This is a genomic window from Rhizobium leguminosarum, assembly GCF_004123835.1.
In the GTDB taxonomy this organism is placed as follows: Bacteria; Pseudomonadota; Alphaproteobacteria; order Rhizobiales; family Rhizobiaceae; genus Rhizobium; species Rhizobium leguminosarum_M.
This window is the reverse complement of sequence record NZ_MZMU01000003.1, coordinates 1,317,599-1,332,711: the sequence shown is the minus strand read 5'-3', so window position 1 is coordinate 1,332,711 and position 15,113 is coordinate 1,317,599. Positions and strand designations below refer to the sequence as shown.

Here is a 15,113-nt window from a genome sequence, read left to right as displayed (position 1 = left end):
CGCGGCTTGAAAAGCAAGCTACATCTTCGGGATCAAACAGGTCTTGAGGGATGCGATGCCGGATACGGATGCAGGCGGTTTCCAGGAACGATTTTATACTTCTTTTGATGGGTTGAGGCTTTATGCCCGCGACTACCGACCCGGCGAGCCGGCAACCGACGGATGGCTGCCGGTGATCTGCCTACCCGGCCTGACCCGCAATACGCGGGATTTTCATCCGCTTGCGCTGCTTCTCTCCGGGGACACGCCAGTGCCGCGCAGGGTGATTGCGCTCGATTCGCGCGGACGGGGAAACTCGGCATGGGATGACAACAAGGCGAACTACAATCTCGCCATCGAGGCCGGCGACGTCCTTACCGCCTGCGCGACGTTCGGCATCGAGCGGGCGATCTTCATCGGCACATCGCGGGGCGGGCTGATCCTGCATCTGATCGCGGCGACGCGGCCGGATCTGCTCGAAGCCGTCATCCTCAACGATATCGGGCCTGTGCTCGAGGCTGAGGGGCTAATGCTGATCCGCGATTACCTCAACAGCGGTAGGAAGCCGGCGAACTGGAACGAGGCGGCCGATATATTGAAGGAAAATCATGGCGCGTCGTTTAGCGCGCTCGGAGAGGAAGACTGGCGCGAAATGGCGCTTGCCCTTTATCGTGATATCGGCGGAAGGCCCGCCGCCGATTTCGACCCGGCGATCGCCGAAGCGCTTAAATTGATCGATTTCAGCCAGCCGCTGCCTGATCTCTGGGGGCAATTCGAAAGCCTGAGCCGGTTGCCGCTCATGCTGATCCGCGGTGAAAATACGACGCTGCTTTCACAGGAAACCGCCGGCGAAATGGCACGGCGGCATCCGCGGCTGATCCTTCATGCTGCCGAAGGACAAGGACACGCCCCGCTCCTGCATCTCGGCGATATCCCTACGACAATTCGAACTTTTCTCGACACCTGCCGATAACCTCACGAAATTGGTCAGCTGGCACAATCGGCCATTCGTCCAAATACAAAAAGCCCGGCTCGAGAGCCGGGCTTTCCTGATTGACCGAAGTCAGATCAGATTAGAACGAACGCTGCAGGCGGAAGTAGCCAGCCGTCTGATCGTCCTCATCTTCCGGATCGAGGTACTGAACCGAAGCCTTGGCGTAGAAGTTGTCGACGATCTGGTAATCGACCGTCAGACCGACCTTCCAGGCATCGCCGTCGCTGAAGTCGTCGCCGGCAACGTAGTAGTTGCTGTAGTACTGAACACCAGGAGTGATCTTGAGCTTGTCGGTTGCCTTGATAGCGTATTCGGCAGCAACAACCCATTCAGCCTTGGTGTAGTAGGAGCTCGGGCCAGTAGCGTATACGGCAGCGAGGCCGAGCGTACCGGGACCGATGTCAACCGTACCCATTGCGCGGATAGCACCGTCTTCGTTGTCGACGTCGTAGCCGGCAGTGATCTGGTAGCTGAACGCACCAGCCTTGCCGCCGAGACCGACTGCAACGCCGACGTTGTTCGGCTCTTCGTCCGTCTTGTAGAAGCCGTCTTCGAGTTCGTCGACGCTGATGCCAGCGTAGAAGGCATCGGTTTCGTACTGATAACGGATAGAGTTATGCAGCGTGACCGGCGAGCCGATGTCGTCGGTTTCGCCGGAGAGACCATCGTCCCACCAGCTGTAGAAGAGACCAGCGCGGAAGCCCGCGATGTCGAGGTAAGCGGAGTCGAGGATGGCTTCCTGTTCAGAGGAGTTGTCAGCATTGAACTGCATGACGATGACGCCGGTCAGCGGACCATACTCGGTATCGCTCTTGGCCGTGAACTGAACCTGGCCGCGAGTTCTTGCATCCCAATCGGAGTCGTTAGAAGCCGACTGATTGAGCGGCTGATCGCCAATATCAACCTGGAAACGGATGTAGCCTTCGATCTTGAGGCAGGTTTCGGTGCCCGGGATGTAGAAGTAGCCGGTGCCGTAAGCGTCGCAGACGCGAACATATTCAACCGGTTCCGGCTCGGCAGCAACGATAGCGTCAGCAGCCTGAGCACCGGAAACTACTGCGAGAGCAGCAGCGGAGCCGAGAAGAAGGCTCTTGATGTTCATAAATGACCTCCAATTCAAAGTTTCGATCGGGTTTGGGATCTTTCGCTGAGCAGCGTTCCCTGCCCCATCCCCGTGTTTCAAGAAGTGGACGATCAGTCGCCCTTGCTTCCGACACTGAAAATACAAGACGGAAGCCGTCACGCAATCACCAACTTACTCGGATGGGTGATTTGAGGCAGCCTTCCCGACATTCTGTTGCTGAAAGGACACAAGTCGGGCAATCGGCCTCGCTTTCCTTTATATTTTGTTAAGAAAACGCTGATTTTGCGGAGGCTTAGGTCAGGTCAGCAAAGAATTGGACATGCGCTTTGCGACACATTCGTGACGCTTTTTTGACAAAATGCGGCTCTTGCGGGGGATTCATGATTGCCGGAAGCGTAACCCGACGTGCACCGATCCGCTTTCGCCCCCTGCTGGTGGCTTCAGCGCGGGAGGTGATTCCCGCAGGCGATTCTCTCGCTTGAGGCAGAGAGATTGTTTCGTCGCCCGGCCTAGCCGACTAAGCGAACATGATTCCCTACCAGAAACTAACGATCGATGCGTGCTGAGGAAATCGGGATGGCGGAGAAGATGGGATTCGAACCCACGATACGCTTTTGACGTATACTCCCTTAGCAGGGGAGCGCCTTCGACCACTCGGCCACCTCTCCGGTGCGGCCTAACTATGGTGACCGGTCTGTGAATGCAAGGGTTTTTTGAGTTTTCACCAGAAGAAATGCAGCGAGCTGCAATTCAGCCGGTTGCGCAAACAAACCGCATTTCCTGGCGAATCCGCGGAGTTTGATCGCGCTTCGTTCTCTCGATGAAGAAGCCGAGCTCAGCCGAGCAGGCTCTTGAGGTCAGCAGAAGGGTCGGCGAGAATCGATTTGTCGGGATTGGTCCCGGATTCCAGCAGTTTTTTGCCGGTCACATAGGCCTTGGCGTCGTTGATCGCATCGACGGCGATCAGCCGGCCTTCCCTGAAGTACCAGACCGAATGGGCGCCTTCGCGGGCGCCGGGGCGCAGCAGCGTCTCGTCATAACCGAGATTGAAGCCGGCGATCTGCAGCTTGACGTCATACTGGTCGGACCAGAACCACGGCTTCGGATCATAAGGCTCGCTGCCGCCGGCGATGACGGCCGCCGCCGCTTCCGCCTGGTCGACGGCGTTCTGCACCGATTCGAGCCTGATGCGGCCGCCCTGCCAGGGAAGTGCGGCGCAATCGCCAGCCGCAAAGATCGCCGGATCGGAGGTGCGGGCGAATTCGTCGACGACAATGCCGTTGGCGACTTCGAGGCCGGCTTCCTTGGCAAGCTGATCGTTCGGGGCGACACCGATGCCGACGACGGCGAAATCGATGTCGATGACCGATCCGTCGGAAAGTGCGGCGCCGGTGACGCGGCCATCCTTGCCGATCAGATGCTTGAGCCCTGTCTTCTCGCGGATCACCACGTCATGGGCCTCGTGGATCACGCGCATGATGTCGGCGGTCTCCTTGGCCGCGACGCGCTGCAGGATGCGGTCGGCCATCTCAATGACGGTGACCTCAAGGCCGCGATGGCGGGCAACGGCCGCCGCCTCGAGACCGATATAACCGCCACCGATGATGAGGACACGGCGACCGGGGCGCATCTCGTCGGCGAGCAGGTCGGCATCGCGCTTGTCGCGGGCGACATAGACGCCTTCGAGATCGCCGCCGATTGCGGCCGGCAGCCGGCGCGGCGTCGAGCCGGTGGCCAGCGCCAGCGTGCCGTAATCGAGAACGGAGCCGTCCTGCAGCAGAACCTGCTTGCGGTCCGGTTTGATCTGCTCGGCCCAGGTCGAAAGGCGAAGCTCGACGTCATTGTCGGCATACCAGTGCTCGGCGCGGAACAGCAGGCGGTCGAAGGTCATTTCGCCGAGCAGGTATTTCTTCGACAGCGGCGGGCGCTGATAGGGGGCGACGTCTTCCGCACCGATCAGGGTGATCGGGCGCGTATCCTTCAACGCACGCAGCTTGGCTGCCAATGCGAAACCGGCCTGTCCCGCGCCGATGATCACCAGTCTATCCGTCACGATCTCACTCCTGAAGCTGCGCCCGACAACCACGCCAAGGCCTATTCCCGACAGCGCCGCGTGTCTTTCAGACCCGCAAAGGACGCTGTCGCATTTTGAGTTTCTACATAATCCCCGAAATCGATCCCGATTTCAGGGATTATGCAGTAGCCCACGCCCCGTCAACGGAAAGCGGCCTCTTACATTCAGCCGATCTCGATCCAGCGGCGCTCGTGGAAGGACTGTGCCATGGCATGCACCGACTTCTCTATCCTGAGACCGTCTTCGAATGTCACGATCGACGACGGCTCGCCTGAAATTGCCCGGATCAGCTCACGGCATTCGATGATCTTCAGATCGTTGAAGCCGAGGCCATGGCCTGGCGCCGGGATAAACCGATCATAGGGCTGATGGGCGGGTGCCGCCAGTATCTTGCGGAAGCCCTGCTCGGAACCGCGGCCGTCAGCCTGATAGAGTTCGAATTCGTTCATGCGCTCCTGGTCGTAGACGATCGAGCCTTTCGAGCCGAAAATCTGCAGGGCGATGCGGCCCTTGCGACCCCAGGCGGCGCGATTCGCCATCAACACGGCTGAGATGCCGCCACCAAGCCGCATCAGCACGTTGGCGCCATCGTGGTTTTCGACGGCACGGCGACCGCCCTCGCTCAGCGGGCGGTCGGCATAGGGTTTGACCATATCCGTTATGACGGCCTCGACATGCCCGAAGAGATACCAGAGCAGCGACAGCGGGTGCACGGCGAAATCGTCGAGCGCGCCGTAGCCGGCGGAAAGCTCGCTCTTCCAATAAAAGAAGACATCGGGATCGGCCATGAAATCCTCGTCCATCTCGACGCGGATATGGTTGACCGTGCCGATGGCGCCCTCGCCAATTAGAGTCCTGATATGCCGCATGACAGGATTTTGAATGTAATTATAGCCAAGGGCGGCAACCTTGCCGGATCGCTTCGCGGTTTCCAGCATGCGCTCGGCATCGGCATAGGCCGGCGCCATCGGCTTTTCGCACCAGACATGCTTGCCGGCCTCAAGGGCTGCAATCGCCATCTCGGCGTGGAACTGATTGGGCGTGGTGACGGAGACGACGTCGACCTCGGGGTCGGCGATCAGCGCCCGCCAATCGGCCGTTGCCTTCTCGAAGCCGAATTCACCGGCACGAGCCTCAGCCAGCCCGGCATTGGCTTCGGCCAGATGCACGAGACGCGGACGCTCGACATCGCCGAACACCGTCTTTACCGCATTCCACGCCAGCGCATGGCACTTGCCCATATAGCCAGTGCCGATCAAACCGATGCCGAGTGGCTTCATTTCCGTCTCCTCCAGAGCTGCGCGCGGATTTTTGGAATATTTGGATCATTTTGACAAGGGATCTTCTCTCAGGCATCTCTGTGCCCTTCCCTGACAAACTGTCTAAAAGTCTTCAATTACAGGGGATTAAAAACAATTAGGCGTGTCGTTTGAAATCGTCTATGCTCGATAATATGGAATATTTGTTTCATCTCGTGAGCCGCAAGCATGGATAACGATCCCCAGAGGCACGTGCGCGTGCCGCGCGATTTCGAAAGCCTGCGCAGCACAATCATCGAGCGCAAGGCGAGTATGCCGAAACGGCTGGCGCAGGTCGCCGCCTTCGCGCTCGGCAATCCTGATGAAATCGCCTTCGGCACGACGGCAAGCATCGCTGCCGCCTCCGACGTTCAGCCCTCGACGCTGGTGCGGCTGGCGCATCATCTGGGTTACGGAGGCTTTTCCGACCTGCAGAGCATTTTCCGCGAAAGATTGCGCGACAGGACGCTGAGCTATGAAGAGCGGCTCGTCACGCTGGAGCAGGCGAGCGGCGACGATGAGGACGCCAATCTGCTCTCCGGCTTCATTGCCGCCGCCAGCCAGTCGGTCAACCGGCTGGCGGCGACGGTGCAGAGCGATACTTTCACGAAAGCGGTGAATATCCTTGCCAGCGCCGAGACGATTTATCTGATCGCCAAACGGCGCTCCTACCCGCTGACGGCGCACATGACCTACGCTTTTTCCAAGCTCAACATCCGCCACCAGATCGTCGCCTCGCCGAACGGCGTCGACCCTGAAATGGTGCAGTTCGCAACCCCCAGGGATGCGGCGATCGCCGCGAGCTTCTCGCCCTATGCGGCCGATAGCCTCAGCCAGAGCCAGGAGCTTGCCGACCGCGGTGTGCCCGTCATCGCGATCACCGATTCGGCCTTCTCGCCGCTTGCCGCCTGCGCGACGCATTGGTTCGAAGTGGCGGAGGCCGATTTCGCCGGCTTCCGCTCACTTTCGGCCTCGATGGCGCTGACCATGGCGCTGCCGGTGGCGATCGCCGAACGGCGCCGCAAGCATCAGCACTCAAAAGCTGGAAAAGCGAAAATGGAATAAACATTCCGAATTGACAAAATATCGGAACCGATGTTTCATTATTGAAAATTCGCAGGCACTGGAAGCCGCGCAAAATCTAGCGGGAGGACATCATGGTACAATCGAATCCGGGCTCACAGCCGGAGCCGGCGCTTGATGTAATCACCATCGGCCGTTCCTCGGTCGATCTTTACGGCCAGCAGATCGGTTCACGGCTGGAGGATATCGGCTCCTTCGCCAAATCCGTCGGCGGCTGCCCGGCCAATATCGCCATCGGCACGGCGCGGCTCGGCCTCAAATCCGGCCTCATCACCCGCGTCGGCGACGAACAGATGGGACGTTTCATCCGCGAGCAATCGGGGCGCGAAGGTGTGGCGACTCAGGGCATCATCACCGACAAGGAGCGGCTGACGGCACTGGTGCTGCTGGCGGTCGAGGCCGAAGGCGTGTCGCCGATGATCTTTTATCGGTCGGACTGCGCCGATATGGCGCTCGATGAAGGCGACATCGATGAAGATTTCATAAAGTCGTCGCGCGCCGTTCTCGTTTCCGGCACGCATTTCTCCCGGCCGAATACCGAGGCCGCGCAACGCAAGGCGATCCGCATCGCCAAGGCGAACGGCCGCAAGGTGATCTTCGACATCGATTACCGACCGAACCTCTGGGGCCTTGCCGGCCATGCAGAGGGCTTCGAGCGCTACGTGAAGTCCGACCGCGTCTCTTCGAAGATGAAGGAGACGCTGCCGGATTGCGATCTCATCGTCGGCACCGAGGAAGAAATCCTCATCGCTTCCGGCGCCGACGACGTGCTCGGCGCGCTGAAGGAGATCCGCCGCCTTTCACCGGCGACGATCGTGCTCAAGCGCGGCGCCATGGGCTGCATCGTCTATGACGGACCGATCGCCGACGACCTCGAAGCCGGCATCATCGGCCAGGGTTTCCCGATCGAAGTCTTCAACGTGCTCGGCGCCGGCGATGCCTTCATGTCCGGTTTTCTGCGCGGCTTCCTGCGCGATGAGCCACTGAAGACCTGCGCCACCTGGGCCAATGCCTGCGGCGCCTTCGCCGTTTCCCGCCTGCTCTGCTCGCCGGAATATCCGACCTGGGCCGAACTCGACTTCTTCCTGACGACCGGCAGCCAACACCGGGCGCTGCGCAAGGACGAGGCGATCAACCATATCCACTGGGCATCGACCCGGCGCGGCGAAATCCCGCTTCTGATGGCGCTGGCGATCGACCACCGTTCGCAGCTCGTCAGCGTCGCCGATGAACTCGGTGTCGGCCACGACAAGATCGTCGCCTTCAAGCGGCTGGCGGTTGCCGCGGCGGCGCGGGTTTCGAACGGCCGCGACGGCTACGGCATGCTGATCGACGAACGCTTCGGCCGCGACGCCTTCTTCGACGCGGCGACGAAGAATTTCTCCTGGATCGGCCGGCCGGTGGAGCTGCCGGGCTCGAAGCCGCTGCGCTTCGAATTCAGCCAGGATATCGGCTCGCAGCTTGTGGAATGGCCACTCAGCCATTGCATCAAGTGCCTGTGCTTCTATCATCCCGACGACCCCTCAGAATTGAAGACGGAGCAGCAGGAGAAACTGCGGACGCTGTTCGAGGCGTCCCGCAAGGTCGGCCGCGAGCTGCTGGTGGAGATCATCGCCGGCAAGAACGGGCCGCTCACCGACGATACGATTGCGACTGCGCTGGAGGAACTCTATGCGCTCGGCATCAAGCCGGACTGGTGGAAGCTCGAGCCGCAGGCATCGACCGAGGCCTGGAAGAAGATCGATGCGGTGATCGCCAAGAATGATCCATGGTGCCGTGGTATCGTGCTCTTGGGCCTCGAGGCGCCCGCCGACGAGCTGATCTCCTGCTTCGAGGCGACGCTGGCGGCTCCCTCCGTGAAGGGCTTTGCCGTCGGCCGGACGATCTTTGCCGATCCGGCGCGTGCCTGGCTTTCGGGCGGAATGAACGACGAGGAGGCGATCGCCGACATGGCCGGCCGCTTCCGGCAATTGACAGAGGCCTGGCTTAAGACGCGTGGGCTTCAGTAGGATATAGAGTTAAGACCCCTCCGCAACCCCTCCCCACAAGGGGGAGGGACTTAAGTTGAGGCATCGCTTCACGCCACAAACGAGCTCCTTGCGGACGCGAGGTTGCGGTGAAATGCGGCGGCACGGCGGGTTAGCCCCTCCCCCTTGTGGGGAGGGGTTGGGGAGGGGAGAAACACGAAAGAAAGATTGCGGGAGGACCCGATGGGCAAGACGATACGGTTGACGATGGCGCAGGCCGTGGCGCATTTCCTCAAAAAGCAGATGACGATCGTTGACGGCAAGAAAGTGCCGATCTTCGGCGGCGTCTGGGCGATCTTCGGTCACGGCAACGTCGCCGGCATCGGCGAGGCGCTCTATCAGGTGCGCGAGGAATTGACGACCTATCGCGCCCACAACGAACAGGGCATGGCGCATGCGGCGATCGCCTATGCCAAGGCGAATTTCCGCACACGTTTCATGGCCTGCACGAGCTCGATCGGTCCGGGCGCGCTGAACATGGTGACGGCCGCCGGCGTGGCGCATGTCAATCGTATTCCCGTTCTCTTCCTGCCGGGCGACGTTTTCGCCAACCGTGCGCCCGATCCGGTGCTGCAGCAGATCGAGGATTTCGGCGACGGCACGATTTCGGCCAATGATGCCTTCCGTTCGGTTTCGCGCTATTTCGACCGCATCACCCGGCCCGAGCAGATCATCACGGCGCTGAAGCGCGCCATGCAGGTCCTGACCGATCCGCTCGATTGCGGCCCGGTGACATTGTCGCTCTGTCAGGACGTTCAGGCGGAAGCCTTCGATTATCCGGAAAGCCTGTTCGATGAAAAAGTCTGGACGACCCGCCGGCCGCAGCCGGATGCGGACGAGCTGGCGAATGCCATCGCACTGATCAAGGCGTCGCAGAAGCCGGTCATCGTTGCCGGCGGCGGCGTGCTTTATTCGCAGGCGACGAAGGAGCTTGCCGCCTTTGCCGAGGCCCATAGCCTTCCCGTCGTCGTCACCCAGGCCGGCAAGTCGGCGATCAACGAGACCCATCCGCTGGCGCTCGGCTCGGTCGGCGTCACCGGCACCTCGGCGGCGAATGCGATCGCCGAAGAGACGGATCTCGTCATCGCCGTCGGCACACGCTGCCAGGATTTCACCACCGGCTCCTGGGCGCTGTTCAAGAACGACGGCCTGAAGATGATCGGCCTCAACATCGCCGCCTATGACGCAGTGAAGCACGACAGCCATCCGCTGGTGACTGACGCCCGCGAAGGGCTGAAGGCGCTTTCAGCAGGGCTTTCGGGCTGGAAGGCGCCGGCCGCACTCGCCGAGAAGGCAACTGCGGAGAAGAAGGTCTGGATGGAGGCCGCTGCCAAAGCGATGGCGACGACCAATGCCGCCCTGCCCTCCGATGCCCAAGTGATCGGCGCAGTGGCGCGCACGCTCGGCGGCGAGAATACGACGGTGCTTTGCGCTGCGGGCGGCCTTCCCGGCGAATTGCACAAGCTCTGGCCGGCGACGGCGCCGGGCAGCTATCACATGGAATACGGCTTTTCCTGCATGGGCTACGAGATCGCCGGCGGGCTCGGCGCCAAGATGGCGCATCCGGAACGGGATGTCGTCGTCATGGTCGGCGACGGTTCCTACATGATGATGAATTCCGAGCTTGCGACCTCGGTCATGCTTGGCCTCAAGCTCAATATCGTCGTGCTCGACAATCGCGGTTATGGCTGCATCAACCGGCTGCAGATGGGAACCGGCGGCGCCAACTTTAACAATCTGCTGAAGGACTCCTATCACGAGGTGATGCCGGAAATCGATTTCCGGGCGCATGCCGAAAGCATGGGCGCCATCGCCGTCAAGGTGGCCTCGATCGCCGAGCTGGAGCAGGCGATCACCGACTCGAAGAAGAACGACCGCACCTCGGTCTTCGTCATCGACACCGATCCGCTTGTTACCACGGAGGCCGGCGGCCACTGGTGGGATGTCGCGGTGCCTGAGGTCAGCCCGCGCGAACAGGTCAACGAGGCGCGCAAGGGCTATGTCGCAGCGCGTGCCGCCCAGCGCATCGGCTAATATGATTTCTCGGAAGAGCGTCCCGGCTCTTCCGCAATGCTTTTAAGGAGAATGTTGATGAAGGCCAAACTCGGCATGTCGCCCATCGCGTGGTGGAACGACGATCTTCCTGAGCTCAGCGACGATGTGTCCCTGGAGGAATGCCTGCGGCAATCACGCTGTGCCGGCTTTACCGGCATGGAAAAGGGCCGCCGCTTCCCTGAGGATCCGGAGGTAATGCTGCCGATTCTTCGCGCCGCCGACGTGACGCTGTGCGGCGGTTGGTTCTCGGGCACGCTGGTTGACGAGGAGCTTGCTGCCAACAAGGACCGCATCGCACCGATGATCGAACTGTTCAAGGCCGTCGCCGCGCCCTGCATCGTTTATGGCGAGGTGGGCCGCTCGATCCAGGGCGACCGCTCCAAGCCGCTGGCGACCAAGCCGCGCCTCTCCGATGACGAGATGAAGGCCTATGGGCGTCGCGTCACGGAATTCGGGGAATGGTGCGCCGAGCAGGGCATGCCGCTCTCCTACCACCATCACATGGCTGCCGTGGTCGAAACCGAGCCGGAACTCGACGCCTTCATGCGCCATTCGGGCGAAGGCATCCCGCTGCTGGTTGATGCCGGGCATCTGGCCTTTGCCGGCGGCGACGTGCTGCGTGCCATCGAAAACCACCACGCCCGTATCAACCATGTTCACGTCAAGGATATCCGCAAGCCCGTGGTGGATGGACTGGACCGTAGCCGACAGTCCTTCCTCGATGCGGTGGCACTTGGCGCCTTCACGGTACCGGGCGACGGCTCGCTCGATTTCGGCGCCATCGTCCAGCGGCTGGCCGATCACGGCTATGAAGGCTGGTTCGTTGTCGAGGCCGAACAGGATCCGCGCAAGGCTCCGCCGCAGAAAATGGCCGAGATCGGTCACGCCGAGTTGATGCGCGTCATGACGGCTGCGGGCTATACCGTGGAAACGGAAGGCTTCCCCAAGGGATAACGGAACGAAAGACCCCCCAACCCCTCCCCACAAGGAGGAGAGGCTGATCGGACTGCTGGAGCAAGAAGCCCCCTCATCCGCCCTTCGGGCACCTTCTCCCCGTTGGGGAGAAGGGGAAAAAGACGGTGCGGCATATCCCTTCTCCCCCTCGGGGAGAAGGTGGCGGCAGCCGGATGAGGGGGCCGCACCCGCCAACTTACGAGGAAAAACACCAATGCCAAATCTCAAGGTGAAACCGTCCGGCACGCATGGCCGCGTCACGCATGTCACCCCGGAAAATGCCGGCTGGACCTATGTCGGCTTCGATCTGCATCGGATGAAGCCGGGCGAAACCGTTTCGGGAGAGACGGGCGATCGGGAAGTCTGCCTCGTCTGGGTGACCGGCAAGGGCAAGGCGTCTGCCGGCATCAAGGATTTCGGCACGCTCGGCGACCGGATGAACCCGTTCGAAGGCGCCCCGCATGCGCTCTACATCCCGATGGAATCGACATGGTCGGTGACGGCGGAGACCGATCTGGAGCTCGCGGTCTGCTCCGCACCCGGCGGCGGTACCTATCAGGCAAAGGCCATCCCGCCCGGCACACATCCGCAGGTGACGCGCGGCAAGGGTACGAATGTGCGCTACGTCAACAATATCATGCCGGAAGACGACAGCTCGGCGCATTCGCTGCTGGTCGTCGAGGTGATTACGCCGGGCGGCCACACCTCCTCCTATCCGCCGCACAAGCACGACCAGGACGACCTGCCGAACGAGAGCTTCCTGGAAGAGACCTATTACCATCGCCTCAACCCGCCGCAGGGCTTCGCTTTCCAGCGCGTCTACACCGACGATCGCTCGCTTGACGAGGCAATGGCGCTCGAGGACGGCGATGTGACGCTGGTGCCGAAGGGCTATCATCCCTGCGCCGCCTGCCATGGCTACGACCTCTACTACCTCAACGTCATGGCCGGGCCGCAGCGTATCTGGAAATTCCACAATGCCGCCGAGCACGAGTGGCTGCTGAAGGCGTAGGCGTCGCGTTCGATCGCTAAATAATCTGACAGCGCGAAATCGCCGCTGATGGCTCACTGCCTCCATCCCAACACGGATGGAGGATCACCATGCACAGTTCGAATTTCACGATACCGGCCCGAAATATTCGCTCTTCACACCGTACGCGACCCGGCCTGTTCCTTGCCGCAATCACGGCGGCGCGCTGGCTGGCCCGCAAAATAAACGAACGGCGCAACCGGAATGCGTTGATGGAGCTTTCCGACGAACAGCTGAAGGATATCGGCCTTTCCAGGGGGCAGACGCAAAGCGATGTTCATGTCTGCAGCCGTTACTAAAGTGCTGTTATAAGTACCGTCGGTTCTGGCCTGTCTGATACGGACTATGCAATGTCGCAGTTCTCAACGGCACCGCTTCTGAAAACGAAGATGGTCACTATTCGTGACATCATCTGCAATGGCGAGTGCCGTCATAAGAGCGACGAGGAATGCGCCCACAGGACGAGCCTCGTCTATCCATATCGCGGCGTCTTCATGCGCCATGTCGGCCGCAATGATACGGTGGCCGAAGCCAATCAGGTCTTGTTCTTCAATGCCGGTCAGGGATATCGGATCAGCCACCCTATCGAGGGCGGCGACGCCTGCATCGATCTGGCGATCGACGAATCCATGCTCGAAGAGCTCGCGCCGAAAGACCAGGTGCAGTCCGGGCCGGCTTTTGCCTTCCGCCGCCAGCGCCGGCGGATCGATCCGCGCGCGCAGGCGCTGGTCGCGCTCCTGCGTCATGGTCTCAGCCGCAACGTCGCCGAAACGCTGGAAGCGGAAATACTGGCGCTGACACTGGTGCGCCGCTCGCTCGGCGAGCGCACGTCGCATGCGGCGGGTGCCAGCGCCGGCCGGCAGAAACTCGTCGACCGGGCAAAGCTGGTGCTCTCCTCCGATCTCGCCCGGCGCTGGACGCTTGCGGAAATCGCCTCGGAAGTCGGCGTCTCGCCCGTGTATCTCACCCAGGTCTTCCAGCAGGTCGAGGCGACGCCACTTTACCGCTAGGCTGCGGCTTGCCCGTGCACTCGATCTGCTTGGCCAGTATGAGGATCTGACCGCGCTCGGTCTCGATCTCGGCTTTTCCAGCCACAGCCATTTCAGCGCTTCCTTCAAGCAGTCCTTCGGGCAGACTCCGGCCGAATTCCAGCGCGCGGCGCAGCTGCGGCGCAAGTGAAAGCCTACAGCGCCGCACGTCTTTTCAGACGCGCAAAGGACGCTGTAGCACTTTGAATCCCCGCATAATTCCTTAAATCGATCCCGACTTAAGGAATTATGCGGGGGGTCAATCGCTAAAGATTTCGACAGCGGCGATGCGGTCTTCGATGGTCTTATCAGCCTGTCCCGATCGCGGGACGATCAACGGAGGATCACCAGATGAAGAATACCACATGCGCTGCCTGCGACTGCGAACTCGGCGCGGAGACCATCACCGTCAAGCTCGGCGGCAAGACTGTCGAGGTCTGCTGCCAGGAATGCGCCGAGGCGTTGAACGAGGCGGAAGCCGCGACAACGGCCGCTTCGAGCGGCAAGGAATAGACGACAGCAGGAAAAGCCGTGCTGGCGAGTGCGGCTTTTCCGTCTCAGGTTGGTAAAAGTCCATAGCGCCAACCGCGGCGCTTCGCATTCTGCGACAGCACGAGGAAGGCAAGGATGAACATGCCTGCCTCGGCAAAGACCGGCACCATCCAGATTCCCTGTTCGCCGAAGACGAAGGGCAGCAGGAAGGTGAGCGGCAGGGTCAGCAGATAGGGCCGCGACAGGCCGAAGATCGCGGCGCGCGGCGCATCGCCGATCGACTGGAAATAGGACGACAGGATCAGCAAATCCCGCCGAAGGCCTCAGTGCCGCCGGCCGATGCCAGCGATAGGCGAGCACGGCCGCGAGACAGGCGAATTGCGAGGCGATGGTGCAGGCTGCCGAACCGAGCACACCCCAATGCATTACCGCCATGAACAGCCAGTTGGCGAGGATGTTGAGCAGGGAGGCCGACAGCGTCACCAGCGTCATGAAACCGATCTTGCCTTCGCAGCGCAATCCGTCGAGATGCAGCGACAGGAAGAAGCCGACCGGCGCACAGGCGATCATCGCGCCCATGAACAGCATGGCGCCATCGGCCACGGCAGCATTGCCGGCGGCACCGGCATCGATGATCTGCCGGCCGACAGTCCAGTAGACCAGATTGAGGACGAGGGTAACGGCGAACGCCAGCGCATGCGCGCCGGCAAACACCCGACGCGCGCCTTGACGATCGCCGGCGCCGAGCCGGCGGGCGAGGATGCTCGCCATGCCGTTCGAGACAAGCGATTGCAGGGCGACCAGCAGCATCAGTCCGGGGAAAATCAGGCTGACGGCAGAGAGCGCGTCCGGGCCGACATAGGCGCCGAGGAAATAGGCGTCGACGACGGTGAACAGGCCGTTGACGGTGGTGATCGCGACGATCGGTGCCGCCGTCCTGATGAAGACGCCCGGCAGCCAGCCGGTGAGAAAGGCATTGCCTTGGGAAAGATCGGTCATGGAGAAATCCGTGCGA

The 15,113-nt window shown here is 61.4% G+C and carries 10 protein-coding genes, 1 tRNA gene and 2 pseudogenes; 8 read left to right on the top strand and 5 right to left on the bottom strand.

Annotated elements, in window-relative coordinates:
• Positions 1–55 precede the first annotated feature (55 nt).
• Entirely contained in the window at positions 56–952 is an 897-nt protein-coding gene (locus B5P46_RS10405) for an alpha/beta fold hydrolase (RefSeq protein ID WP_129418583.1), read from the top strand.
• A gap of 100 nt (positions 953–1,052) precedes the next feature.
• On the opposite strand, the gene B5P46_RS10400 is transcribed toward B5P46_RS10405, so the two are convergent.
• The 4 genes from B5P46_RS10400 to B5P46_RS10385 form a co-directional block, all read right to left on the bottom strand.
• Positions 1,053–2,075 (bottom strand): porin, encoded by a 1,023-nt coding sequence (locus B5P46_RS10400; RefSeq protein ID WP_129418582.1) that lies wholly within the window; start codon positions 2,073–2,075, stop codon positions 1,053–1,055.
• 559 nt (positions 2,076–2,634) lie between these two features.
• Positions 2,635–2,725, bottom strand: a tRNA-Ser gene (locus B5P46_RS10395).
• Between the two features lie 167 nt (positions 2,726–2,892).
• Entirely contained in the window at positions 2,893–4,110 is a 1,218-nt protein-coding gene (locus B5P46_RS10390; protein ID WP_129418581.1) for an NAD(P)/FAD-dependent oxidoreductase, read from the bottom strand.
• A gap of 185 nt (positions 4,111–4,295) precedes the next feature.
• The gene (locus B5P46_RS10385; RefSeq protein WP_129418580.1) at positions 4,296–5,411 is read right to left on the bottom strand and encodes a Gfo/Idh/MocA family protein; all 1,116 of its coding nucleotides are present in this window, start codon (positions 5,409–5,411) and stop codon (positions 4,296–4,298) included.
• Between the two features lie 207 nt (positions 5,412–5,618).
• Between B5P46_RS10385 and B5P46_RS10380 the strand changes: the two genes are divergently transcribed.
• From B5P46_RS10380 to B5P46_RS10350, 7 genes and pseudogenes are all read left to right on the top strand, one after another.
• Positions 5,619–6,494 carry a MurR/RpiR family transcriptional regulator gene (locus B5P46_RS10380; RefSeq protein WP_129418579.1) on the top strand — a complete coding sequence of 292 codons (876 nt, stop codon included), beginning with the start codon at positions 5,619–5,621 and terminating at the stop codon, positions 6,492–6,494.
• A gap of 92 nt (positions 6,495–6,586) precedes the next feature.
• Positions 6,587–8,521, top strand: a complete 1,935-nt coding sequence (locus tag B5P46_RS10375) for a bifunctional 5-dehydro-2-deoxygluconokinase/5-dehydro-2-deoxyphosphogluconate aldolase (protein ID WP_129418578.1) — start codon at positions 6,587–6,589, stop codon at positions 8,519–8,521.
• Positions 8,522–8,722: 201 nt separating this feature from the next.
• A complete protein-coding gene (gene iolD, locus B5P46_RS10370; protein ID WP_129418577.1) occupies positions 8,723–10,573 on the top strand; it encodes a 3D-(3,5/4)-trihydroxycyclohexane-1,2-dione acylhydrolase (decyclizing) in 1,851 nt (616 codons plus the stop codon).
• Positions 10,574–10,630: 57 nt separating this feature from the next.
• The gene (gene iolE, locus B5P46_RS10365; RefSeq protein ID WP_129418576.1) at positions 10,631–11,548 is read left to right on the top strand and encodes a myo-inosose-2 dehydratase; all 918 of its coding nucleotides are present in this window, start codon (positions 10,631–10,633) and stop codon (positions 11,546–11,548) included.
• 214 nt (positions 11,549–11,762) lie between these two features.
• The gene (gene iolB / locus B5P46_RS10360) at positions 11,763–12,560 is read left to right on the top strand and encodes a 5-deoxy-glucuronate isomerase (protein WP_129418575.1); all 798 of its coding nucleotides are present in this window, start codon (positions 11,763–11,765) and stop codon (positions 12,558–12,560) included.
• 89 nt (positions 12,561–12,649) lie between these two features.
• Positions 12,650–12,877, top strand: a complete 228-nt coding sequence (locus tag B5P46_RS10355) for a DUF1127 domain-containing protein (RefSeq protein ID WP_129418574.1) — start codon at positions 12,650–12,652, stop codon at positions 12,875–12,877.
• A 51-nt stretch (positions 12,878–12,928) separates the two neighbouring features.
• Positions 12,929–13,757 (top strand): annotated as a pseudogene (locus tag B5P46_RS10350) (helix-turn-helix transcriptional regulator).
• A 406-nt stretch (positions 13,758–14,163) separates the two neighbouring features.
• Here B5P46_RS10350 and B5P46_RS10340 read toward each other — a convergent pair.
• Positions 14,164–15,097 (bottom strand): annotated as a pseudogene (locus B5P46_RS10340) (MATE family efflux transporter).
• Positions 15,098–15,113 lie beyond the last annotated feature (16 nt).